Source organism: Streptomyces sp. NPDC002680, assembly GCF_042889145.1.
GTDB classification, from domain to species: Bacteria; Actinomycetota; Actinomycetes; order Streptomycetales; family Streptomycetaceae; genus Streptomyces; species Streptomyces adonidis.
The window spans coordinates 144,259-167,909 of sequence record NZ_JBIAQP010000001.1 but is presented as its reverse complement, the minus strand read 5'-3'; the positions used below and the strand labels follow the sequence as shown (position 1 = coordinate 167,909).

The window sequence follows — 23,651 nt, the reverse complement described above, 5'->3', positions numbered from 1 at the left end:
GCGCGCGATGAGCTCTCCCACGCCCGAGGTCGCCTCTCCCGACCGGTACGCGCCCGAGTTCGAGGTGCGCATCGAGGGACTGGAGATGGACCCGTCCACCAAGAACGACATCATCGACATCAAGGTGAACCGGGACATCGACGAGATGTCCGGCTTCGACCTCACCCTGAACAACTGGGACGACGCCAACCTGAGGTTCAAGCACAGCGACTCGCCGAGTTTCCAGCTAGGTTGCCGGGTCTCGGTCCGCCTCGGCTACGCCGACCAGCTGCTCACCGTCGCCACCGGGACCATCTCCACCCTCAGTCCGAAGTTCACCGACGGCTCGTCACCGACCGTCTCGGTCAGCGGGGTCGACGGGCTGCTGCGGCTGAAGGACCGCAAGCCCACCGAGAACGAGACCAAGATCTACCTCAACAAGCGGGACTGGGAGATCGCCCAGCAGATCGCCCGGCGCAACCACCTGCGGATCGTGGTCACCGAGGAGGGCCCGGTCCACGACCGGGTGGTGCAGAAGAACCAGGACGACGCGAGCTTCCTGCTGGAACGCGCCAAGCGCCTCGACTTCGACTGCTTCCTGCTGCCGGACCCGGCCACCGGCGAGGACACGCTGTACTTCATCAAACCCACCGACGGCCGGGACGGCCGCCCCATCCGGGTGTACCGCCTGGCCTACGCTCCCGGGCTGTCCACCGGCCCCACCGACCAGCCCGTGGGACTGATCCCCAACCTGATGGAGTTCACCCCCACGCTGACGGTCTCCCAGCAGGTCAGCAAGGTCACCGTGCGCGGCTGGGATCCCCGTACCAAGCAGCCGATCGCGTTCACCGCGACCGCCGAGAACCTCCCGGCCGGACAGAACAAGGCCGACGGCCAGAGCGGGCCGCAGGCCGCCGAGTCCGCGGCGCAGGGCCGCCAGGAGGTCATGGTCGACGCACCGGTCACCAGCGACCAGGAGGCCCGCGAACTGGCGATCAGCCTGCTGCGCGAGCGCGCCTACGAGTTCATCACCGCGACCGGCAAGGTGGCGGGCCTGCCCGAACTGCGGCCCGGCGACAACCTGGAGATCTACGGCCTCGGGCGCCGCTTCTCCGGCACCTACTTCGTCAAACGGGTCGAGCACACCCTCAACACCAGCGGTTTCTTCACCCAGTTCACCGGCCGGCGGATCCACCAGGGGGACAAGTGACGACCAGGACCGCGCCACGGGCCCGCAGCACCGACAAACGGTTCTACGGCGTCGTCGAAGCGCTCGTCGCGGAGGTCGACGGCGACGACGAGGGCCGGGTCAAGCTGACGTTCCCGTGGTTCGACGGGACCACGGTCACCGACTGGTGCCGGGTGAGCCAGCTGTACGCGGGCAACGGCTACGGCTCCGTGTTCGTCCCCGAGAAGGACGATGAGGTGCTCGTCGCCTTCGTCCACGGGGACATGCGGTTCCCCGTCGTCCTGGGCGGTCTCTACAACGGCCAGGACAAGCCGCCGACCGCCCGCACCGAAGGACGCGACCAGAAGATCATCCGGACGAAGCACGGCCACCAGGTCCTTTTCGACGACAACGCCTCCCAGGCCGCCGTACGCATCACCTCGGCCGCCGGACACGTGGTGGAACTCGACGACCAGGGCAAGGCGATCCGGATCACCGCCGCCGAGGGCGGCAGCGTGACCGTGTCCGCGCAGGGGGAGATCACCATCAAGGCGCCGAAGGTGACCGTCGACTCCTCCTCCATCGAACTCGGCGCCGGCGCCACCGAGCCGCTCGTTCTCGGCAACGCGCTGCTCCAGGCGTTCAACACGCACACCCACCCGTCCTCCGCCGGCCCGACCAGCCCGCCCCTCGTACCGCTCACGGCCGCCGTACTGGCCAAGAGGGCGAGGACGGCATGAGCGAGGAGTTCCTCGGTACGGGCTGGCGGTTCCCGATCCTGCCCGACGAGGCCGGGCGGCTCGGCTACGCCGTCGGCGAGGAGAGCATCGAGCACTGTCTGCGGGCGCTGCTGCTCACCGGCCGCGGTGAGCGCGTGATGCAGCCCGAACTCGGCACCCGCGCACCGGAGTTGGTGTTCGCTCCCGGCAGTGTGCAGAACCTGCGCGACCTGGAGAACTCGATCGCCGAGGCAGTCCGCACCCACGAGCCCAGGGTGGAACTCGACGAGGTCCGCGCGGAGGCCGACCCGGCCGACGAGTCACGGGTCACCGTCTCGGTCGTCTACCGCGTCCGGCGCAGCAACACCAAGGCCAACCTGGTGTTCCCGTTCTACGTCGGACTCAGCGGTCTCACCGGTCCGGCGGGGAGTACGCCATGACCGTGCCCGCGCCCCGCCTGGACGACCTCACCTGGGCCGACATGATGGCGGCCGTCCGCCGCCGCATCCCCGCCGAGTCGGACGGCGCCTGGACGCTGCACGCCCCCGTCGACCCGGGCGTCACCCTCCTCGAACTCTTCGCCTACCTCCTCGAACAGCGGCTGTACTGGCTCGACCAGGTGCCGGACGCCCTGGTCGTCGCCATCCTGCGGCTGCTCGGCCTCGACCCGCCGCGCCCCGCGCGTCCCGCGGCCACCGTGCTGCGGCTCTCCGCCCAGCAGCCGGGTACGGCCGTTCCGCTCGTCCCCGCCGGAACGGCGCTGACCCGGGACCAGTTGGGGCGCGTCGTCTTCACCCTCGACGACGACGTCACCGTCCTCCCGCTCGCCGAGAACGACGGGATCACCGTCTGGACCGACCGCGACCGCACGGCGGATCTGCGGGCCGGCCGGGGCGTCGCACTCCTCGCGGGCTACGGCGCGCCGGCGCAGGCCCGGTTCACCCTGCCGCTCACCGGAGAGCACCCCACCCCCGGCCCGATCAGCCTCCTCTTCGAACTGGACGCCCCCGCCGCGTCCTGGCTGCCCACCGCGGTCGCCGACGTACCGCCCCCCGCCGAGCTGACCTGGTCCTGGTTCCGGCCGGAGTCCGACCTCTCGGGTCCGTTCGAGAAGGTCGAGGACGGTACGGCCGGGCTCAGGCGGTCCGGAGTCGTCCGGCTGCACCCGCCCGCCGGCTGGACCACCCAGGACACCGGTGTGCTGGTGTCGACCGAGGCCGCGACCTACGCGGCACCGCCCCGCCTCCGCCGGCTCGCCGTCAACGTCTCCGTCGCCCGCCACCGCCGACGGTTCACGACGCGGGGCGCCGACCTGGCGGAGCAGATCGAGGCGTGGCTCAAACTCCCCGGCCAGCACCTAGTGCTGCCGGACGCCGCCGGTCGGCTCCTCGAAGCGGCCGTACGCCTGGCGGGCGAGAAGTGGTCGCCGGTGCCGGACTTCACCTTCGGCGCGCCGACCGACCGGGTCCACCTGGTCGACCGGACCGAGGGCGCGGTGGTCTTCGGCGACGGACTCACCGGGCGCATCCCCAAGCCGGACCCGGACGTCGTCGTCGACTACGTGCTCGGCGGCGGCCGGGAAGGAAACGGCGGGCTGACCGACAACTGGATCGCGACCCCGGACACCCCGGCGGACGTCGGCACGGTCGTCGCCGCCAACCTCGTACGGGCCGAGGGCGGCCAGGACCCCGAGACGGTCACCGCCGCACGGCAGCGCGCGGGCGCGTCCCTCGGCGAGGTGACCCGGGCGGTCACCGCGGACGACTTCGTCACCCTCGCCCGTACGACCCCGGGAGTCGCCGTGGCCCGCGCCTACGCGTCCCTCGGCGAGCACGCCGGATTCGCGTGCGACCGGGTGCCCGGCGCGGTGACCGTCCACATCGTCCCGTCGGCGCAGCGGACCGACCTCGACCGTGAGGACTTCGTCGCCGCGCCACGGCCCGACCCGGGCATGCTGCGCGCGGTCGCCGCCCGCCTCGACGAGGCCCGGCTGCTCACCTCCGAGGTCTTCGTGCGCGGGCCCCGCTACCGCGATGTGAGCCTGCGTGTCGACCTGTCGGGCGGCCCGGCCGACCGCGCCCGGGTGTCCGCCGTGGTCACGTCCGCGCTGCGGCGCTTCCTCGACCCGCTCGTCGGTGGCGAGGAGCAGGACGGCTGGCCGTTCGGGGAGGCGCTGCGCCCGTCCGCCGTACTGCGTACCGCCCAACGGGCCCTGGGGGACCTCGCGGACGTCGCCGGTGTGGCGATCGGCCTCGACGGGGCCGAACCGGCGGAGGACTGCAACGAGGTGCCACTGCGCGCCGGTGAACTGCCCGTACTGCGGTCGGTCCGCACCCGGATCGTGCCCGCTGTCGAACCGGGGGAGGGGCTGGCATGACCGGCGACGTGTGGTGGGAGAAGGACACGCGGACCGAGGGCGACGTCGTCCCCGGTGCCGGACCGTCCGGAGTCCAGCCGGAGTTGGTCGAGGCGACCCGCGAGGCCGTACGCACCGACGTGCGCGGCCGGATCGCCGGCTACACCCCCGACTGGACCGACCCCGACCGCCAGGACGCCGGAGTCGCGCTCGTACGCCTCTTCGGGACCCTGGCCGAACCCGTGCTCTCCCGCGTCAACCGGCTGCCGGAGAAGGTACTCGCCGAGCACCTGGCCACGGCGGGAGTGCGCCGGCGGCCCGCGAGTGCGGCGGCAGCGCTCCTGGAGTTCACCGTGAACCCGCCGGACGGCGCCTCCGTACTCGTCCCCGCGGGCTTCCAGAGCGCGGCCTCCACACCCGCGGGCCAGGTCGTCTACGAGACGGACCAGGACCTGTACGCCACCCCGGCCACCCTCGCCGCACTCGCCGTCCAGGAGGCGGGGACGCTGGAGGACCTGCCGCTCGGACCGGCCGGCCCCGGCCGCCCGTTCGCGCCGTTCGGCCGCGACCCGGAACCCGGCAACGGCCTGTGGATCGGCCTCGCGGGAACGGCCGTCCCCTACCCGCGTCTCTCACTGGGCTTCGTGGTCGCCGCCGCCGCGCCCGCCCCCGCGGACTCCGGCGGCACGGCACCCCTTCCGCTGCCCGCCGCGCCCCTGCTGCGCTGGGACGTCCTCGACGGCACCCGGCTCGTGCCCGCCGAACTCGTACGTGACTCCACGGGCGGGCTGAACGCCGACGGGACCGTCGAACTCAGGGTCCCGCGCTCGTGGGAACCGGGCAGCCCGCCCGGCTCCCGGCCACGGCCCCGACTGCGCTGGCTACGGCTCCAGATCGCGCACGGCGCCTTCAGCGGCCCGGCGCCCGTGCTCACCGGACTGCGGCTGAACACGGTCGCGGCCACCGCCGCCCGCACGATCAGGGACGAGCCGCTGCAGCCGGTCCAGACCCCGGGGGTGAGCGGCCTGCGGCGGATGACGCTGAGTCAGACGCCCATCCTCGCCGGGTCCGTGGTCATCGAGGTCGACGACGACACCGGCGGCGACGTGTTCGGCACCACGACCGGCTCCACGTCCAGAACCTCCTCCCGCTGGCGGGAGGTGGAGAGCCTTGCCGCGTACGGCGCCGACGACCCGGTGTTCACCGTGGACCACGCCACCGGCGAGGTGACCTTCGGAGACGGCGTCAACGGTACGGCCGTTCCGCCCGGCTTCCGCAATGTACGGGCCGTGCGCTACCGGGTCGGCGGCGGCAGCGCCGGTGCCGTGCGCGCCGGTGCCGTCAACTCGGTGGTGACCGCGCTGCCGTTCGTCAACGGCGTCAACAACCCCTTCCCGGCCACCGGAGGAACCGACGCCGAGCCCGACGCGGACGCCATGCGCCGGGGCGTCGGCCAACTGCGCGCCCGGGGCCGGGCCGTGGCACCGGCCGACTACGGCCTCCTCGCCGTGCGAGCGCCCGGCGCGTCGGTGGCCCGCGCCCAGGGCGTAGCAGGACTGCACCCCGGGTTCCCCGGAGCGCCGATCCCCGGCGTCGTGGGAGTCCTCGTCGTACCGCCCGCCGACGACACCGGCGACCCGCCTGTCCCCACCGCCGCCACCCTGCGGGCCGTCACCGAGTTCCTGACCCGCGAGGTCGCCCCCGCCGGGGTCACGGTGGTCGCCGCCCCCGCGTCGTACCGGAGGGTCGCCGTGGAGGCGTGGGTCACGCTCGACCCGGACCTCGACCGGGCCACCGTCCTGACCGGGGCCGGCGACGCCGTGCGCACCTACCTCGATCCGCTCACCGGCGGCGAGAACGGCGCGGGCTGGCCGTTCGGCGGCGCACTCCGGCACACTGCGCTGCTCCGGCGACTCCTCGCGGCCGACGGCGTCCTGGCCGTCACCCGGCTCTCGCTCGTCGTCGACGGCATACGGCAGCCGGCCTGCGCCGACCACGCCATCCCGCCCCACACCCTCGTCTGGCCGGAGCGCCCGCTGCTGATCCCGGTAGGAGACCGGACATGACGTGCACCCAGCACCCCGCCACCTTCCGCCTCCTCGACGCCCACGTCGGCTGGGAGGAGCCCACCGGCGGCGAGCCGGGGCGGGAGAACATCGTCGGGTTCGACGACCCGGCCGGAATCCGGCTGGCCCACAGCGGCCCCGCGCCGGACGGCCCCACCAGGGAACAACTCCTGCCGTGGTTCCCCGACCCCCGCCTCGCTCCCGGGTGCGACCCGTGCTCCTGGTACCTGCTCGTCCCGGACGGTCCGGGGCTGCTGCGCCGCGACGCCTGCACGGGCGCCTGGACCGCCGTATGGCCGCCCCCGTGCGACCCCGGCCTCCTGCGCGAGCCCGTGTCCGTCGCCGCGCGGGGACACCGGCTGGCCGTGGTGGACGGGGACCGGGTCCTGGTGTGGCGCCGTGAGGGAGAGCAACTCGCCGGTGTGATCAGGGCCGACGAGCCCCGGTGGGCCGCGCTCGCACCCGGGGACGAGCTCCTCGTGGCCTGCGCGGGCGACACCGACCTGCGCCGGTTCGACTCGACGGGGGCCTTCCGCGGGCTGCTGCGCACCGGCGCGCAGGGAGAGGTCGTCGGGCTGCGCACCGGGGAGGGCCGGACGGTCTGGCTGCTCACCGACGACGACGGTCGGCTGACGATCTACCGAGGAGACGGACAGGGCGCTTTCCGCGTCGTCACTCTCGACGAACTCGCCGCGGCCCTCCCGCCGTCCGCGCTGATCTCGGCGGACGAGGACGGGTTCTGTCTGCGGGACGACGGCCCGGACGGCGCCGTGACCACCTGCCACACCTGGCAGGGCGGGCCGAGACAGACCCCGCCGACGGCGACGACGCCGTACGCGACCGACGGATTCCTCCTCACCGGCCTGATCGACAGCGGCATCTCACGCTGCCGCTGGCACCGCGTGCGCGTGGACGCCGACGTGCCGGCCGGCACTGCGGTCTCGGTCGAGATCGTGGTCTCAGAGGACGGCCGCTACGACGAGACCGACTGGCAGCTCTCGCCCCCCGGCGTCACCGACTTCCTCGTGGACCAGCCGCCCGGCCGCTACCTGCGGTTGCGACTGCGGCTGTCGGGCGACGGCGGCGCGACCCCGGTCGTACGCCGGATCCGCCTGGACTTCCCCCGGTCCACCAGCGCCGAACTCCTGCCGCCCGCCTACCGCATGGACCCTGCGGCCGACGACTTCACCGAGCGCTTCCTGTCGCTGTTCGACGCCTCGCTCGCCGACCTCGACCGCGTGATCGAACGGTACCCGGCGCTCCTCGACCCGGCCGGCGTCCCGGACCGGGTCCTGCCGTGGCTGGCCGGACTGCTGGGCCTGTCCTTCGAGGCGGGCTGGGACTCCGGGACCCGGCGCGCACTGCTTGCGGCGGCTCCGGAGCTGTACCGGCGCCGGGGCACGCCGTGGGCGCTGCGGGAGGCGGTACGGATCGTGTTCGGGGTGAGCCCGGTCATCGACGAGCTGGCGACGGACCGTAGGTGGGCGTGGCTGCGCGAAGCGGTCGGCCCCCAGGACTCCGAGAAGTCCCAGGAGTCCCAAGAGCCCCAGGGATCACGGGGGTTGGGTGTCGGTGCCGTGCGGCTGTTCAGCCGGTCTTCGAGCCGGTTCCGGGTCGGCGGCTCGGCGCTGGGAGCGGTGCCCCTGCGGGCGTTCGCGGCGCCGGACACCGACCCGCTCACCGCGCACGCGCACCGGTTCCGGGTGCTCCTTCCCGCCGCACCGGCGGACGAGCAGGCGCTGCGGCGGCTCGTGGAGCGGCAGGCACCGGCGCACACGGTGGGCTCGGTACGGACGGGTGGCGCGGGCTTCGTGGTCGGCTCCCGGTCCACGGTCGGCGTGGACACGGCGTTCGTACCGCTTCCGCCGCCCGTACTGGGCGGCGAACGCCCGTTGCGGCTGGGCCGCGACGGGGTGATCGGACCAGGACCGAGAGGGTTGCGCCGAGGGGTGGGTGTGGGAGTCGTCTCCGCCGTCGGTGTGCATACGCGAGTGTGGTGAAAGGACAGCGATGACGGAGACAGGGGCGCAACGCCCGGGGGAGTTCGACGCGCCGCCACTGCGCAGGCTGCGGTACTTCCACGGCCAGATGCTGGGGGCCAGGGACTTCCAGCGTGAACAGGAGTACTACCGCGAGAAGTTGAAGCTGCGCATGCGCGCCCTGCTCGGGTACGGCGTGGTGTGCGGTCTGTTCGTGGAGCCGGTGGGGCACCACCACGACGAGGACCGTCAGCCAGAGCAGGCCGAACAGGCCGAACCGGCAGAGCGGCCCGAGGAGTTGGGGCACCCCGAACAGGACGGCACCGAGACGGAACGCACCCGGCACCGGGCCAAGGTGCGGATCACCCCCGGTCTCGCCGTGGACTGCGACGGCAACGAGGTCGTGGTGCGGGGCGGTTGCGTGATCGACCTGTGGAAGGCGCTGCCCCCGGACGAACGGGACACGGACACCGTCTGGGTCGGTGTCCAGTACGCCGAGCGGCCCGTGGAAGCCACCCGGGCCGTCTACAACGACGCCTGCGCGGACACCTCCGACTGCGAGTACGGCTGGACGGAGGAGTGCTTCACGGTACGCGTCACCGGGTGCGAGCCCCCGGCGGACGAACGCTGCGACACCTGCTGTTCCCCGTGCGAGCACAAGGTGCTCTGGCTGGCCCGGATCGACTGCGTCGACCTGCACGAACCGGTGCGCGAACACGAGATCCACATGAACGTCCGCCGCCCCTTCGGACGGCACGTGCCCACGGTCATCACCGGCGTGAACTGGATCCACGGGCACACCTACACCGTCGACGAGGCCAAGGCCCTGCTCGGCACCCAGAACGAGGACGGCGGGCTGGTGGTGCGGTTCTCCGACGACGTCCGGACCGACTCGCTGCGGCCCGGCGTGGTCGACCTCCAGGTGATCGAGGGCGGCAGGGGCAACAGCGCCGGCATCTCGTACATGCGCGGTGAGTTCACCGAACCCGACGTCGAGTCCTGCGAGTTCACCCAGGAGTTCCGGTTCCGGCAGACGACGCGGGAGTCGCTCCAGGACGGCGACCGTCTGACGATCACCGTCCGGACCGCGTTCATCCTGGACCGCTGCTGCCGCCCGGTCGACGGCACCCATGTCGGCGGCCGCGTACCGCTGATCGACCGGCCCGGTCATGCCGACGCGGCGGGTACTGCCGACACCACCGATTCCGAAGGGGTGGCCAGGCACGGCGGTTGCGGTGTTCCCCCGTCCGGCATCGGCCCCTGGACGTCCGGCACCGGTGTGGGTGGGGACGTCTTCGAGAGCTGGTTCTTCGTGAAGGAGCGCTGATCATGCGAACCGACTGCGGATGCGGCTGCGGGGGTGACGCCACCCGTACCTCCGCCTTCGTACGACCTCGCTTCTTCGCGGGACAACTGCTGACCGAGGACGACCTCAGCCTGCTCGTCGAGTACACGACGGCGAAGGACAGACTGCACAATCGTTCCCTGTCCGGGCCGGGAGTGGTGTGCGGACTCGGCGTCAGCTGCGATCCCTGCGGCGGCGGAACCGTGGTGGTGCACCCCGGGCACGCCCTCGACCCGGCGGGCAACGACATCGTGGTGTCCTGCACCGAACAGGTCGACGTACGGGCCCTGGTGCAGGAGCAGCGCGTCAGCGCCCGCGGCGTGGACTGCGGGGAGCCCTGCGACGACGACGGCGCACGCCGTTACGGCCTCTTCGTGCGGTACGAGGAACTCCCGGTCGACCCGGTGGCGCCGTACGCCACGGAGGAACCCTGCCCCTCACCGGGCTGCGTCCCCTCCCGGGTCCAGGAGGGCTTCCGTTTCCTCGTCAAGAGCGGTGACGTCGAGGACCACCGCCACAACCCCGGCACCCAACTGCTCGCCGGACTGGGCGACTTGGGCCGGGCCGACCGGGCCCGCAGCCGGGACCGGCGGCTCGGCCACTACGTCGACGCCCTGTTCGCCGCGTCCGTCGGCACGGACCGCGCCTTCCGTTTCGACGCCTCCGACGCCAAGCGGTACGCCGCCGGGCTCGCCTGGCTGAGCGAGAACGGGGGCGGCGAGGGAGCACTGCCACCGGCCACGGCCCGTGAGATGACGGAGCACGTCCGCGCGCTGGCCAGTGCAGTCGCCCGGTTCGACACCTACGACCCGGCCGGGCAGAAGCAGCTCACGGATCAGTACCCGGACCTCACGTCCGTCCACGTCGCCCGCCGTACGCTCAGCGGGGCGTGCGACCGGCTGCGCGGCATCGACGAGGAGGCCACCTGGCCGGATCCGCTGCGCCGCTCCATCGCCCGTGCGGTGGTCACCGAGACCGCGGCACGCGTCGCGATGGAGAGGGAGGACGAGGACGCACCGCTCGAAGTACGTCTGATCGCCCAGGGCACACCGCTCAGCCACGCACTGCGGGTGGAGTTCCGCGGCGACCTGAGCCTGATCCGCGAGTGGCTCCTCGGCCGCCTGGAGCAGAGCCCCGGCCTCGCCGACTGCACGCTGAGCAAGAAGGTCGCCGCGATCGACGTACCGCCGCTCCTGCCACCCCCGCCGACGGACAGCGTGGAGCGCGCGACCATCGCCGAGCTCCAGCAGATCGCGGAGGCGGCCGCGAAACTGGGCGTGGCGGTACGCCGGTTCGTGACCGACGCGGCATGCGCGACGCTGAACCCGCCCTGCGGTGACTCCACCGACACCGATGTCCTGCTCGCGCACGTCGAGCTCAAGGACTGCGATGTCGTACGGATCTGCTCCGCCACCCGGGAGCAGGTGTTGCCGGGCGGATCGGCGTACGGGGAGTGGCTGCCCAAGCTCTACCGTCTGCGGGAACTGGCCGAACGGCTGTGCTGCAAGCCCCAGCCGCGTCACCGGAAGCCGGAACTCCCGTCGGAGGGGCCCGTGCCGCGGCCGTACGTCGAAGGGCTGCTCGGTGACTGGTCACGCACGGGCGACCTGGAGGAGATGCTCTCCCTGTTGCTCACCCGGGCACCCGGGGAGACCCCGCCCAAGGTTCTGCACGAGCAGGTCTACACGACGCCCAGTGAAGTGACCGACAGCATGCAGGAACTGGCCATGCTCCGGACGCAAGTGGCCGATCTGAACGCGGCGTTGGAAGGACTGCGCGCGCAACTCGGCAGCGCACAGCAGCAGATGAGCCAGGTGGCGGAGCAACTGCCGGAGCGGCTCGGACCCCGGCTGGAGGAGCTCGAAGGGACGCCGGGTGGTGATGACGACGCACCGGGTGGCGAGGCGGCATCCGGGACCGATGAAGCATCTGGGCGCGATGCAGCATCGGGGCGCGATGAAACATCAGGGGGCGACGAAGCACCGCCCGCCGAGTCCGCCCCGCCCGCCGAGCCGGCGAAGGCGCCTCCGGCGAAGGCCCCCGCCAGACCCCCGGCGAAGCGGACCCGGTCGTCCCGTACCCGGAAGCCCGGTGAGACGACATGACGGGACCGATGCGCCCCGCCTTCCACGAGGGCCAGGTGCTGGCCGCCGCCGACCTGTCGGCCACGGTCGAGTACGCGCGCGGCCAGTCCGCCCGGCACGCACGGCACCTGCACGAATGGGGCGTCGCCGAAGGCCTCGCCCTCTCCACCGAGCCGCGCACCGACCCGCTGACCAACGCACGGTACGTCGAGGTGCGCGTGGAGCCGGGGTACGCCGTCGACGGCACCGGCCGCGAAGTCGTCCTCACCGACCCGGTCGTGCTGCGGGAGAGCGACTTCGAAGAGGTCAACGGCGCGGACCCGAAGGAGGAAGAGCCCTACCCCGTCTTCCTCGCCGCGGCCGACCGGGAACCGGCCACGTCCGCGCGCCCGGACTCGTGCGGCGGTACCGGCGGACGGACGCGGGTGGAGGACTCGTACGAGATCTCCTTCGGGCGGCTCGGCGACGAGCGGACGGTCGCCGAGCAGCAACCACCGGCGATCGGGGTCGAGTTGGCCGCGCCGCCGGCCCTGTGGCGCATCCTGCTGGGCTATGTCCGCTGGGCGGACGGCCACTTCAGTGGCGTGGAGACCGTGGCGCGCGGGGTTCCGGTGCGGTTCTCCGGAGTGCGCGCGGACATCGTCTCGGCCCAGTCGGGCTCCCTGACCCTGCGTACGGGCCAGGCGGCCGAGGAGGGCAAGCCCGCGATCGTGTTGTCCGGCGGCGACCGGCCGAGTCTGGTCTTCGGCCTCTACCAGGGCGGCGGCGCGGTCGACCCGCTGCTGACCATGGCGGCCAACGGCAACCTGAAGATCGCGGGCAGCTTCGAGGGCACGATGCCGGCGGGCAGCACCCTGGTGACGTCGGGGACGGCCACCGACGGCATGCTGCTGCCGCTGCCTGCGGGCATCACGGCACAGCAGGTCGCCGACGGCCGGGTCCTCGTGCATGTCCACCTGACTCCGCGCACCCCGCCCGTTCTGGGGGAGTCGGTGCTGTACATCCCCATGGAGGCCACGGTGGACGGCGACCTGCGGGTGAGGTGCCGGGCACGCCTGTACGACCCCTTGAACAGCCCGCGTGACGTCGTCGAGCGCCCCGGGGCGGTCGACTTCCTCGTCGTGGCGACGGTCTCGTCGGTCTCGGCAACGAACGGCGGTGGCTGACGATGGCGCTCTCCGTGGTGTACGCGGTCGACACCGGCCATGTCCTGGGCGCGCTGGCACTCACCGGCGCGAACGCCCCGACCGACGCGGCCGCACTCGTCGGCACCGAACTGCCGTTGCGGGTCTCCCTCGGCGCCGACGGGACGGCGACCCTTCCGGTCGACGCCCGGGACCTCGCCGTGGCGGCCGTGGACGACGAACCGGGCGCACTCGCCGAACCGTTGGCGTTCGCGGTCGAGTTCGGGGCCGACAAGAAGCCCAGGCCGAAGCTGCTGCACCTGCCGTCGTGGACCGGCGGTGTCGAGCCGACGACGGACGACCTCACCATCACCGTGCCCCTCCCCGCGACCGCCCCCACCCGAGTGGTCGCACTGGTCGCCGACAGCCAGGTCATCCACCTTCTCGCCGGGGAGATCCCCGCCGGGCGGAACGACGTGAAGCTGCCGGTGACCCTCGCCGGGGACACCGCGTACGGCGTGCTCGTGCTGGTGGCCGGCTGGGCGGGCCTTCTGGAGCGGGTGAACGTGGCATGAGCCCGTCCACCGTCCGGACCACCGGGGAGATCGAGGTGCACCGCTGCACGATGACGGTGGTCCGGCGCGGTGGGTGGAGCTGGGGGCCCGATCCACGCGGTCTGGTCCGCGAGGTCGTCGACGCGCTCCCCGAGGTGCTGGAGGAGCACTTCGCGGAACACCTGGCGGGCGACGGCCCGGACGTGGAGATCACCGAGCCGGTGACCGTCACCGTCCGGCCGGGCAGGCCCGGTTGGTCCGGACGGGGCGAGACGCCCTTCGAGGTCCATGTCGCGCCGGTGTCGGTGGCGGAACTCCCCGCCGACCCGTCCTCCGCGCAACCGGTGCCGTTCGAGGAGGCGTTGTCGCCGGAACGAACGCCGTGGTCGGTGCCACCGACCGCCGCGCTCTTCACCGAACTCGCCGAACGCGACGAACTGGACGCGCTCCTCGCCCTGCTCCCGGACCACTCGCTCCGCGTCTACCTGCTCGCCCTGCTCGGAGCCGACGACGCGTCCGCCGGGCGACTGCTCGCCGAACTCGCCCGGCGCGCCCTTCTGGCCGGGACGACGGAGGGCCTGCCCGAGGCGCTGCGTGATGCCCGGCCGGGAGGGGCCTTGACCCAGCTCCTCACGGACTACGCGGCATCGGCGGACCGCGAGGAGGTCGCCCGGCTAGCGGGGTCCCTGCCCGACGCGGCGGGGCACGCGGACCAGCCGGCCCGGACTTCTGAGCCCCCGTCCCCCTCGTCCGACGGCACATCCGTGTCCCGTGCCATCGCGCGCGAGGTCCGGGTGGGCTCGGTGCTGCCCTTCCTGCTCGCCGGGCCGCTGGCGCGGATCGGGTACCTCGACGCGATCGGGCCGGCCCTGGCGGGCATCGAACTGGCCGAGGAGGCACCGCTGTTCGCGGCGGCCCTGGCGTACAAGGTGCTGGGCGGGACCGGACGGGGCTGGCGCCGCAACGAGCAGGACAGGGAGGCCGCGGCCGCCTTCGCCGGCCTCGACCCGCCCGTGTCCGGGGAGCGGCTCCCCGACTTCGCCCGGCAGGCAGGCCCCGCGCTCCCGCTCCTCGACGGTGTCCTGGCGCTCTCGGTGAGCAGGGGCCACGACCCCGCCGACCCGCTCCTGATCACGGGGATGGACGACGGTTTGCTCCTCGTCGACGCCCAGGGCATGTTCCCGATCGCCTGGGCCGCGGAAGCCGGGCGACTGCTGCCGTACTGGCAGGCGTGCGGACGGCCACCTGTACTGATCTGCGACGGCCCCCTGCCGCCCGGAGCCCTGCGCGAACTGGCGGCGGCGGGCGTGCCGTTCATGACCGCCGTACGGCCGCTGCGTGGTGACCCGGTGATACGCCTGCCCTGGCGCACCCCGCTGTGGACGTCCGGGGACGGATTAGGGGAGGTACGACCGGATCCACGGCTGGCCGCGGGGCTGCCCGGCCATGCGGCACGGCTGGCGGACCTGGTCACCGCCCTGGCCGTGGAACGGAGGGCGGTACCGCTCGCGGACGACGGCGACCTGGAACACACCGTCACCCTGGCCGCGACGCTCGGCCTGTCCACGATCGCCTGGACGCTCTGGCAAGGGCGTGAGACACCGCATCCGCTGCTGTCCCTGAGCCGTTTCGCGGACCTGGAGGCCACGATCCGGTTCGAGCCCGACGCCGTACGCGTGCGCGTCCCGCTAGGGCGACGCCACGCCGACCTGCTGCGCGGCGGTCTGCTCGCCGACGTTCCTGACGTGGTGTGGCTGGACGGCCGGACCCTGACGTTCTCGGGCGGGTGATCGGGTGTGGGTGGGGCGTGGGTGGGTGGCGGGGATGAGTGAGCCGTGGATGGGGGACGGGGATGAGCGAGTTCTGTGTGAGCCATGGGCGGGTGACGGGCGTGGGTGAGCCTCGGACAGGTGACGGGCATGGGTGAGCCGGCGGTCGAGCATCTGCGGATCCGGCTGGCTGACCTGCACCGGGCGCTGCGCGCCGCCGTCGAGCGCCAGGCGCGGATCGCCGCGCGGCTCACCCGGCCGGACCTCACGCCGTACTGCGTGACGGACGAACAGGTCGGTGTCCTCCTCGACGAGGTGCACGACCTGACCGAGACCATGGCGCAACCGTACGCACCGGCGCGGCCCGAGCCGGAGGCAGAACGCCTGCTCAGGCGACGCGCGTCCGCCGAGGGCGGCACCCTGCCGCTGGACGCGCTCGCCACCAGGTTCGGCCTGACCCGCGCGGACCAGGACGCGCTGCTTCTGGTCGCCGCGCCCGAACTGGACCGCGGATACGAACGCATCTACGCCTACATCGTGGACAACCTGAACCGGCGGCTGCCGAGCGTGGAACTGCTTGTCACAGTGGGGGCGATGGGCGCGGTCGGCGCGGGGAGTGCGGGAGCCGTGGGGGGTGCGGAGGGCCTCGGGACCGGAGCGGGCCCGGCAGCTGCGGAGGGCCCTGGGGCCGCGGAAGCCCTCGGGGCCGCGGAAGTACCTGGTGGAGAGGAAGTTCCTGGGGAAGCGGAAGTTCCTGGGGAAGCGGCGGCCCGGCTCGCCCGGCGCCGCGCGCTCGGACCGACCGGCTCACTGCGCCGGTACGGCCTGCTGCGCGCCCACGGCAAGGCCCCGGTGGAGCTCTCCCAGGAACTGGTCCTCGGGCCCGGCGTGTTGGAGTTCCTGCTGGGCTGGGGCGGCGACGTCGGTCTGCTCGGCCACGATCCAGGCGAGGTCGTGGAGCCGGAACCCCGTGTGCTCTCCTCGTATCTGTCCTCGGACCGCCTCACCCGCCTCGGCCGGGCCCTGGGTTCCGGCGACATCGACCTCGCCGGGCTGTGGGGATGCCCGCCGGACGGTCAGCTGGACGCCGTACAGGCACTGGCCCGAGCGGCGGGAGCACCGCTGCGGCGGCTGACCGCGGACCCCGGGGCGGATCTGCGTACGGCCGCCGCACTGGGCGCGGTGCTGTGGATCCCTACCGACGACCTGCACGGCGAACCGCACGACGGGCAGGCCGAGTCAGTGTCGGCGGCGCTGCTCCGCTCCCGCTCACCGGTGTGCCTGACCGGCCTCAAACCCTGGCGCCCGGCAGGTCTGCTCGCCGCCCGCGCGTACGCCGAACTCACCGTACCCACACCGGGGTTGGGGGACCGCCGAGCCATGTGGTCGGCAGCGCTCCCGGACCTGGACGGGCCCCTGCTGGAAGACCTCGCCGCCCGCTACCGGATGAGCGGCGGGGAACTGCGCGCCGTGGCGTCGGTCGCGGGCGCCGGGGCGCGCCTGGCCGGCAACGGCCGCCCGGAACCGGTCTCCGACCACGTCGAACCCGCCATCGCCACGGTCACGCGCGGGCGCAGCGGCAGCGGCGTCCAGTCGATCGTGCCCCGGCGCACCGTCGAGGACCTGGTCCTGCCGGACGCCCAGCTGAACCAGATCCTGGAGATCGCCTCGGCCTTCCGCGCCTGGCCCAGGATCGCCGAGACATGGGGCTTCGCCCACCGCACGGCACACGGCGGGGTGAAGGCGCTCTTCACGGGCGAGCCCGGCACCGGAAAGACGATGTCCGCGGAGATCGTCACCGGCATGCTGGGCTTGGAGCTGCTGAAGGTGGACCTCGCCCAGGTCGTGTCGAAGTGGGTGGGGGAGACGGAGAAGAACATGGAGGCCGCGTTCCGGCAGGCGGAGGAGAGCCACGCGGTACTGCTCTTCGACGAGGCCGACTCCCTGTTCGGCAAGCGCGGAGAGGTGAAGCACGGCACGGACCGCTACGCCAACCTGGAAGTCGGCTACCTCCTGCAACGCCTGGAGGCGAGCGAGGGCCTGGTGATCCTGACGAGCAACCTCAAGGACAACATCGACCCGGCGTTCACCCGCCGCTTCCACTTCGTCCTCCACTTCCCCCGCCCAGCCGCGCCGGAGCGCCGCCGCCTCTGGCGCCTGGCCTTCCCTCCGCAGGCCCCGCTGGCCCCCGACATGGACCTGGAGATCCTGGCCCGCCTGGACATGACGGGCGCGGGCATCACGGCGGCGGCCCGCACCGCAGCCCTGGCGGCAGCGGACGCCGACAGCGCTACGATCGGAATGCGCCACGTAGTACGAGGCGTGGCCCGCCAGTTCCAACGAGAGGCCCGCCTCCTCCGCCCGGCCGAACTCGGCCCGCACGCCCACCTGCTCGACGACGGACACCAGGGGTGACACGGATGCTGCCTACTGAACCGCCGCTGTCACTGCACCGGTTGGTGGCGCCTGTGCCGCCGGCGCGGGCCCAGGATGCCGCGACTGCCACCCACCAGGTGCTGGCTCCGACGCCGAGCCCGGTGAGCAATGCTACGGCGGCCCGCAGCATGTACGCGCTGGCCAAGGCACCACCGACCGCTGCCCAGGACCAGCTCGGCAACGCAGCCACAACCAAAGCGGCCGCACAGGCGGCCCCAGCTGTACCGCTGCTCGTCATGCCGATGAAGACGCGCTGCGAGGACGCACCGAATCGGTGACACCACAGCCAGCCCCAGGACGCCATCCTCGGGGCACCGCGACACACGCTGGGGTTCAGTCCACTGGCAGGATCGCTGGCAGCAAGGGTGTGATGACCTGGTACGGCCGACGTCACATCGATCAGGGCACTCGTGCGCCGCGGCGGATCTCGCTGTCCCGTAAAGCTTGAGCCATGTCGTGCAGATGGTCCATCTGCTCGGCCATGACAGCTTCTTCTCCGACGGCACGTCGAATCCGAGCCTCCGCCATGCCCTCGATCTCCTCGCCGGAGCTGCGCATCTCCCGAGCCTGGTGCATCGCTGACGCATAGGCACGTCTCTGGAGCAGACCGGGCACGACCGTGTCGGTGCTCGACGAGAACGTCGACCAGCTCAACACGATGGGCACCACGGGCAGCGGCGAGATCGGCATGTGCGGCTCAGCCGCCGCCATTGTCAACGCGATCTGGCACGCGACCGGCGTCCGCGTTCGAGACCTCCCGGTCCGCCTCGACATGTTCCCGCCCGCGGCTCCGACCGATCAAGCGGCGGCGAGACGAGCCGCTCGGTAGGTGATCGGTTCGGTGTCCAGTGCCTTCAGCGCGTCCCGGAACTGTTCGGTCGGCTCGGCACCGGGATTTTCGACGGCCCTCACCAGCCAGCCGTCCCCGAGCGCCTGGGAAGCGTACGCAGGCAGGGTCGCGAGGCGAATACGAACCTGGTCGGTGAGCCCATTACCCGAGACATAGGTCCACGGTCCGAACTCTTCCGGCAGGTGGGAGCCGGGCCGAAGGCGCGTGGACGGGTAGATCTCCCCGTAGCCGTCAAGGTGCCACGCCGTCAGATGCACCAGGCTCGGACTGAGGCCCGCCACGAGCTGTGATGTCAGGGCGACAGCCATCTCCCATTCCTGCTTGAGAACGTCCCCCGGCTCGTCCAGGTGGACCGTCAAGAAGATCGTGCCGACGCCGTCCGGCTCGAAATCCCCGAGACTCACATGAACCCAGGAGTTGAGTGCCGAGTGAGCAGGATGCGTGAGAGCGACCCTCATAGCCGCTCCCTCCCCGTTGAGGAAGCGCGTACTGCGGGCGCCTTTCGGCTCAAAGCCTTCGCCGGCAAACTGGCCCAGCGCGGTAACGGCTCTGCGCAGCACGGTGCTCTCGGTCTCGTCGGACGCTTCCATCTGAAGGACCAGCTGGCTGCCTGCCGCGTACGAATCATCCATGGCCATCATCCGTTCCATCTCACGTCGATGCCCATCGTCGCACCCACCTCCTTGGCGTCCTCGATGACGTCACGGAACTCTGCCTGTGAACGTGTGTCGAGGCTGCTGAACTCAGGCCAGTCGATGATGTGCGAGGTGTATTTTCCACGACCGCCTTCCATTTGACCGGTGAGCTGGGCCGCCAATTTGGTCACCAACTCGTCTCGGCGTGCGGTGCTGAGCTTGCCGGTCACGTGCTTGTACTCGATCATGACGTGTTGCGCCCGGCCGTCGATGCTCATCCGGGCCGTGTAGTCGATGCGCTTCTTCCCGACCTTCACCTCGACGCCGGTGAGATCTCCACCCTTCTGAAGGAAGTTCACGATGGCTTCCATCTGCTTACGGATGCCCATATTGAATGGCCGTTGCTTGTTGGCACCCTTCTCCAGCTGGTTCGCGAGACCGTCGGGATTACCCTCTAGATCAGGCGCTTCGTCGAGCTTCAGCTTGTCCCGGTGGGTGGCGATCGCGGCGCGGTACGCCTTGATTACCTCCATGTCGGCCCGCAGGATGCCCGCGCCCTTCTGCACGAGTTCGCTCGGGTCGACGTGCACCATCGGGAAGCTACGCTCGTCGGCAGATCCGAACCCGCCCGCGCGTTGAATCTGCAGGAACGAGTAGCTCTCGCCGAACAGGAACGTTCCGCTGTCCGGCCGGACGTCGTAGCCGAGCAGTCCCTTCGGTACATCGGCGACGAGCTTGCCGAGCCAGGGCTCGATGGAGTTCTTCTGGTCAAAGATTTCCTTGAGTAGGTCGGCAAGCTGTTTTTGTTCGGCGGAGAGCTCCGCCTGCTCCTTGGACATCTTCTGCTTGGCCGCCGCTTCCTCCTTCTCAGGGACGTGCACCGCAAGCTTCGCGATCTCGTTCGCCTGACCACCTGCGGTTGTCGCCAGCTGGAGCGCGGCCTGAGCCTTCTGCTTGACCTCGGGATTGGTCTTCTCATCGGCGATGACGTGGTTGAGATAGCCCACGACCGGCTGCTCCGTGCTGGCGACCATGAGCGTCGCCTTGCCGCCGGACGCCGCGACGAAGAGCCGATGCGCGTGCCCGTCCGCGGAGAATCTGACGGTTTCCCAGTTCGGTCTGAGGGTGTGGCCCTCGCCCGTCCGCTTTTGATCCCGCCCGGCCTTGGGATGTCGTCGCTTGTCGGGACGCCGTCGCTTGTCCGGGCGGCGTTTGCGTGGGCTGCCCGGTCGTTTTCGTTCCGGTCGGCGCTGCGGCTTCGTCTTGGTCTTCTGCGTGGGCTTCTTCTTGTCGAACTTCGACTTGATCTTCGCCCACAGCTTCTTCACCAGCCCCACGATCTTCTCGATCACCCAGTCCACCGCCCGGCCGACCGGCTTGGACATGGCCTGGACGATCTGTTTGACCTTGGCCGCGATGCCGCCGATGCCCAGGAGGGAGGCGAGGAAGCCGAGCAGGACGGGGATGGCGCGGGCCAGGGCGTTTTCGATCAGGGCCGGTACGCCGCCGCTGCCGCCCCGGGCGATCGCGATGACCGCGTCGAGGACGGCGTTGACGAAGTCGAAGATCTGACGCGCCTGGGTGACCACGAACTTGACTATGTCGATGATCAGTTTCACCGCGCGTACGAACGCGGACGCGGGGTTGAGCAGCGAGAGCACCCACGTGATCCCGGCCTCGACGATCGTGGGCGTCACATACGCGATGACCTTGTCGAGCAGGTCCTTCTTCATGTCGCCGACACGGGACTTGAGGTCGTCCCACATGCCCGCGACACCCCGCTTGCGGACCTCGGCGACCAACGGCACCGCGGTCTCCGCCGCCGCGACCGCCGGTTCCATCTTCGGGACCTTGCGCACGATCCGGGCCCGGATGTTCTGCCAGGTCAGCCCGAGCAGCGAGGCGAGCATCTGCACGATGCCCTGGGTGTCGAACTTCGCGGGCATCTCGATGCCGGCCTCGGACGTCTTGCCCAACAGCCAGGACATGATGCCCTGTTGCAGATGTCTGCCGATGTTCCGCAGGAACTGTTTCAGACCCGCTCCGACGGCCGTCACCAGGTTGCGCAGGAAACCGATCGGATCCTTGAGGATCAGCATCACCGCCTGCGCGGCCTTGGCCAGGACCGACAGGAGCAGGTTCTTGAGCTCCATGATCGTGTTGATCACGGCCTTCACCGCGTCCACGGCCTTGGCCACGAGCCCCTTGTTCTTCTCCTTCTCCGCGGCGATCTCGTCGTCGACGGACTTGAGGGCGTCGGTGTACTTGGTGGCCAGCGTGTCGACCAGCTCGGTGCCCTTGTCGTCCACGGACTGGGTGAGCTCGTCGAACTTGTCGGTGAACTCGGCCGCCGCTTCCCGCCCGATGGACCGCAGGTCGGCGGGGAGCTTCTGCACCGCGTCCCGCATCTCGGACCGGCCCTGCGCGATGCGCTTCTTGGCCCGGTTCAGCTGCGCACCGATGGTGTCGGCGACGTCGGAGATTACCTGCCGCATCCGGCGGACGTAGTTGTCGCGGGCCGCTTCGAAGATCTTGTCGGCTTCGGCGGGCAGCCCGGCGAACAGATCCCGCGTCCACCGAAACGGGCCCGCCGGACCCGAGTAACGGCGGTCCTTGTACTCCTCCATCCCCCGTTTGTGCTCGGCGGTGAACGCATCCCGCGCCTGCTTCTCACCCCTGCCGAACTGGTCGTCGACCAGCTTGTCGAGACCGTCGAGAGTGCCCTGGACGTCCTTCTGCATCCGGTCGAAGACACCCTGGAGGAGCGTCGTGACCTGGGCCCTCTTCTCCTCGTCCCGGCCCTTGGCGCCGCCCTTGCCCGCGTCGACCCGCTGCCCGGTCAGTGCCCGCTGGGCGCCCATAGCGCCCATCGCGGCGGTACCGAGCCGCTTTGCCTGAGCGGTGGCCGAGTTGAGTTCTTTCTTCTCGTGCCCGCGCATCTGGCCGGGAGCCACCTCGGAGTGGTGCTCGGCGGCCTTCTTCTCGCCCATGGCCTTCTTGAACGTGGGCTCGTTGGACTTCTGCATCTGCGCTTCGGTGACCTGCGCGTCCGCCATCCGCTGATTGACCTCGGCGGGGCCGGCGGACAGATCGGTGGCCGACGGCGGAAGTCTGTCCGGCACGGCGTTCGCGGGTGCCGGTGTGCCCGGGGCCCCGGGCGGCCGGTCCGCGGTCATCGGTACGACCTTCTTGGGCACGGCCGTCGAGGTGTCCGGCGGGGCGGCGGTCGTCGTGGCGATCTGCTGCGCCGAATCCGACTTGCCCTCGCCGACCTTGCCGTCCACCTCCGCGCGTACCTCGTCGGCCTTGCCGGACTCGGCGAACTTGTCCGCCTCGTCGAGGTTCTTGGGCGCCTTGTCGGCGATCGCCTTCTCGACCGCCCTGATGAACGCGTCCTTGTCGAACTCCTTGGGCTGCGCCTCGTTCATCTTCTCGGCGTTGGCGGTCTTGCCCTGTGCCTCGGCGTCGTCCTTCGGCGGAAGAGCCGCGTCCTGCGCCGCGCCCGCTTCGGTCCGCGGCGGCGGGTGCGAGGCGGCCAGCGTCCGCTTCTTCTGTGCGACGTCCTTCTTCAGCTTCGCGAACTTCGGATCCGCGTTCGGGCCGGGCCGCGCCTTGACGTCCGGCGCGGCACCGGAGGCAGCGGCCGCAGGTGCCGCCTCCACCGCGTCCGCCACCGCGGGTCCGGCGACGGCCGGAGCGCCGACGGCTGGAGTATCCACGGCCAATCCGGCGGCGGCCGGAGCGTCGACGACCGGAGTACCAACGGCAGACAGGGCCGCGCCGCTCTCCCCCCGACCGGCCGCCGCCACCGCGCTGTTGCCGAACATGTCCTGCGCGGCAGGCGGGAGACGCCCCGGGAGAGACGGGGTCGGCACCGGTCCGCGTCCGCTCACCAGGCCGGCTGTCACCGCCGCATTGGACGACGCCGACGGAGTACGGGAGGGACCCGATGCCTCCGCCCCGCCCTTCGCGGCCGCCACCCCCGTCGTCGACACCTTCGGCCGCAGCCCAAGAGCCTTCGGCGCTGGCATCGGACGGAACCCCTCCCACAGCCGGCAGTGGCGACAGGAACTCGGTGTCCGGGGGACACTCCGAGGCAGTGTGCCAATACGGGCGTGACGAGACCGTCACCTCTGTATCCCCGAGGCGTCTCCGGCAAGCGTGCGCGGTGCGGGGTGAGGGATGCATGGTCCTCGCCACCGACGACTTGGATCCGCCAATCGACGCCCCCACGGCGAAGGCCTCCAGCCGCTCGATCGCGGGCGCGCCGGCGCCGGGTCCGAGCGGCGGCGGGCCGGTCAGGAACGACGCCTGGTAGGCCCGCTCGGCGGCAGGGTCGAGCAGCGTCATCAGCAGCCCGGGCCGGTCGCCGAAGTGCCGGAAGACGGTGCCCTTGCCCACCGAGGCGGCACGCGGGACCGCGCCCATGGTGATGTGTCGGACGCCGTCCTCGGCGGCCGGACGGGCTGCCGCTTCCAGCAGCCGCGCACGATTGCGCACAGCGTCGGCGCGCATCGGCCGGCGGGTCCGAGCCGACTGCCCGTCCGACAGGGCCACTTGAGGCAACGCCGGCTGCCGGGACTCAGG

The 23,651-nt window shown here is 71.6% G+C and carries 16 protein-coding genes; 13 read left to right on the top strand and 3 right to left on the bottom strand.

The annotated features are described in order from the left end of the window. Positions 1-7 precede the first annotated feature (7 nt). The 13 genes from ACFYXF_RS00740 to ACFYXF_RS00680 all read left to right on the top strand — a co-directional run bounded on the left by ACFYXF_RS00740 (position 8) and on the right by ACFYXF_RS00680 (position 17,857). A complete protein-coding gene (locus ACFYXF_RS00740; protein WP_389346611.1) occupies positions 8-1,189 on the top strand; it encodes a phage late control D family protein in 1,182 nt (393 codons plus the stop codon). Next, positions 1,186-1,887: a phage baseplate assembly protein V gene (locus ACFYXF_RS00735; RefSeq protein WP_389346609.1), complete on the top strand. Its 702-nt coding sequence runs from the start codon at positions 1,186-1,188 to the stop codon at positions 1,885-1,887. Before ACFYXF_RS00740 ends, ACFYXF_RS00735 begins: the two co-directional genes overlap by 4 nt. Beyond that, complete coding sequence (locus ACFYXF_RS00730) at positions 1,884-2,306, top strand: GPW/gp25 family protein (protein ID WP_389346607.1); 423 nt, start codon at positions 1,884-1,886, stop codon at positions 2,304-2,306. The genes ACFYXF_RS00735 and ACFYXF_RS00730 overlap by 4 nt, the downstream gene beginning before the upstream one ends. Beyond that, positions 2,303-4,243: a baseplate J/gp47 family protein gene (locus ACFYXF_RS00725; RefSeq protein ID WP_389346605.1), complete on the top strand. Its 1,941-nt coding sequence runs from the start codon at positions 2,303-2,305 to the stop codon at positions 4,241-4,243. The genes ACFYXF_RS00730 and ACFYXF_RS00725 overlap by 4 nt, the downstream gene beginning before the upstream one ends. Next, positions 4,240-6,288, top strand: coding sequence for a putative baseplate assembly protein (locus ACFYXF_RS00720; RefSeq protein WP_389346603.1), 2,049 nt, complete (start codon positions 4,240-4,242; stop codon positions 6,286-6,288). Before ACFYXF_RS00725 ends, ACFYXF_RS00720 begins: the two co-directional genes overlap by 4 nt. Continuing rightward, positions 6,285-8,288, top strand: a complete 2,004-nt coding sequence (locus ACFYXF_RS00715) for a phage tail protein (protein ID WP_389346601.1) — start codon at positions 6,285-6,287, stop codon at positions 8,286-8,288. Before ACFYXF_RS00720 ends, ACFYXF_RS00715 begins: the two co-directional genes overlap by 4 nt. 10 nt (positions 8,289-8,298) lie before the next feature. Further along, on the top strand, positions 8,299-9,594 hold the full coding sequence (locus ACFYXF_RS00710; RefSeq protein WP_389346599.1) for a hypothetical protein: 1,296 nt from the start codon (positions 8,299-8,301) through the stop codon (positions 9,592-9,594). Positions 9,595-9,596: 2 nt separating this feature from the next. After that, on the top strand, positions 9,597-11,717 hold the full coding sequence (locus ACFYXF_RS00705) for a hypothetical protein (protein WP_389346597.1): 2,121 nt from the start codon (positions 9,597-9,599) through the stop codon (positions 11,715-11,717). Next, positions 11,714-12,862 (top strand): hypothetical protein, encoded by a 1,149-nt coding sequence (locus tag ACFYXF_RS00700; protein WP_389346595.1) that lies wholly within the window; start codon positions 11,714-11,716, stop codon positions 12,860-12,862. The genes ACFYXF_RS00705 and ACFYXF_RS00700 overlap by 4 nt, the downstream gene beginning before the upstream one ends. Positions 12,863-12,864: 2 nt before the next feature. Continuing rightward, positions 12,865-13,395, top strand: coding sequence for a hypothetical protein (locus ACFYXF_RS00695; RefSeq protein ID WP_389346593.1), 531 nt, complete (start codon positions 12,865-12,867; stop codon positions 13,393-13,395). Then, positions 13,392-15,164: a hypothetical protein gene (locus tag ACFYXF_RS00690; RefSeq protein WP_389346591.1), complete on the top strand. Its 1,773-nt coding sequence runs from the start codon at positions 13,392-13,394 to the stop codon at positions 15,162-15,164. Before ACFYXF_RS00695 ends, ACFYXF_RS00690 begins: the two co-directional genes overlap by 4 nt. 129 nt (positions 15,165-15,293) lie before the next feature. Further along, the gene (locus ACFYXF_RS00685; protein ID WP_389346589.1) at positions 15,294-17,558 is read left to right on the top strand and encodes an ATP-binding protein; all 2,265 of its coding nucleotides are present in this window, start codon (positions 15,294-15,296) and stop codon (positions 17,556-17,558) included. Positions 17,559-17,680: 122 nt separating this feature from the next. Then, complete coding sequence (locus tag ACFYXF_RS00680) at positions 17,681-17,857, top strand: hypothetical protein (RefSeq protein ID WP_389346586.1); 177 nt, start codon at positions 17,681-17,683, stop codon at positions 17,855-17,857. 121 nt (positions 17,858-17,978) lie between these two features. Here ACFYXF_RS00680 and ACFYXF_RS00675 read toward each other — a convergent pair whose 3' ends face one another. From ACFYXF_RS00675 to ACFYXF_RS00665, 3 genes are all read right to left on the bottom strand, one after another. Then, positions 17,979-18,269, bottom strand: a complete 291-nt coding sequence (locus tag ACFYXF_RS00675; protein WP_389346584.1) for a Scr1 family TA system antitoxin-like transcriptional regulator — start codon at positions 18,267-18,269, stop codon at positions 17,979-17,981. A 108-nt stretch (positions 18,270-18,377) separates the two neighbouring features. Continuing rightward, the gene (locus ACFYXF_RS00670; RefSeq protein WP_389346582.1) at positions 18,378-19,079 is read right to left on the bottom strand and encodes a hypothetical protein; all 702 of its coding nucleotides are present in this window, start codon (positions 19,077-19,079) and stop codon (positions 18,378-18,380) included. Beyond that, positions 19,067-23,095, bottom strand: coding sequence for an HPC2 multi-domain protein (locus ACFYXF_RS00665; RefSeq protein WP_389346580.1), 4,029 nt, complete (start codon positions 23,093-23,095; stop codon positions 19,067-19,069). The genes ACFYXF_RS00670 and ACFYXF_RS00665 overlap by 13 nt, the downstream gene beginning before the upstream one ends. Positions 23,096-23,651: the final 556 nt, after the last annotated feature.

Bases quoted from the DNA above. Each gene is read 5' to 3' on its own strand.
- ACFYXF_RS00665 (WP_389346580.1), bottom strand. From the start codon at position 23,095: ATGCCAGCGCCGAAGGCTCTTGGGCTGCGGCCGAAGGTGTCGACGACG.
- ACFYXF_RS00710 (WP_389346599.1), top strand. From the start codon at position 8,299: ATGACGGAGACAGGGGCGCAACGCCCGGGGGAGTTCGACGCGCCGCCA.
- ACFYXF_RS00705 (WP_389346597.1), top strand. From the start codon at position 9,597: ATGCGAACCGACTGCGGATGCGGCTGCGGGGGTGACGCCACCCGTACC.
- ACFYXF_RS00725 (WP_389346605.1), top strand. From the start codon at position 2,303: ATGACCGTGCCCGCGCCCCGCCTGGACGACCTCACCTGGGCCGACATG.
- ACFYXF_RS00700 (WP_389346595.1), top strand. From the start codon at position 11,714: ATGACGGGACCGATGCGCCCCGCCTTCCACGAGGGCCAGGTGCTGGCC.
- ACFYXF_RS00730 (WP_389346607.1), top strand. From the start codon at position 1,884: ATGAGCGAGGAGTTCCTCGGTACGGGCTGGCGGTTCCCGATCCTGCCC.
- ACFYXF_RS00695 (WP_389346593.1), top strand. From the start codon at position 12,865: ATGGCGCTCTCCGTGGTGTACGCGGTCGACACCGGCCATGTCCTGGGC.
- ACFYXF_RS00670 (WP_389346582.1), bottom strand. From the start codon at position 19,079: ATGGAACGGATGATGGCCATGGATGATTCGTACGCGGCAGGCAGCCAG.
- ACFYXF_RS00740 (WP_389346611.1), top strand. From the start codon at position 8: ATGAGCTCTCCCACGCCCGAGGTCGCCTCTCCCGACCGGTACGCGCCC.
- ACFYXF_RS00690 (WP_389346591.1), top strand. From the start codon at position 13,392: ATGAGCCCGTCCACCGTCCGGACCACCGGGGAGATCGAGGTGCACCGC.
- ACFYXF_RS00715 (WP_389346601.1), top strand. From the start codon at position 6,285: ATGACGTGCACCCAGCACCCCGCCACCTTCCGCCTCCTCGACGCCCAC.
- ACFYXF_RS00675 (WP_389346584.1), bottom strand. From the start codon at position 18,269: ATGCCGATCTCGCCGCTGCCCGTGGTGCCCATCGTGTTGAGCTGGTCG.
- ACFYXF_RS00720 (WP_389346603.1), top strand. From the start codon at position 4,240: ATGACCGGCGACGTGTGGTGGGAGAAGGACACGCGGACCGAGGGCGAC.
- ACFYXF_RS00685 (WP_389346589.1), top strand. From the start codon at position 15,294: ATGGGTGAGCCGGCGGTCGAGCATCTGCGGATCCGGCTGGCTGACCTG.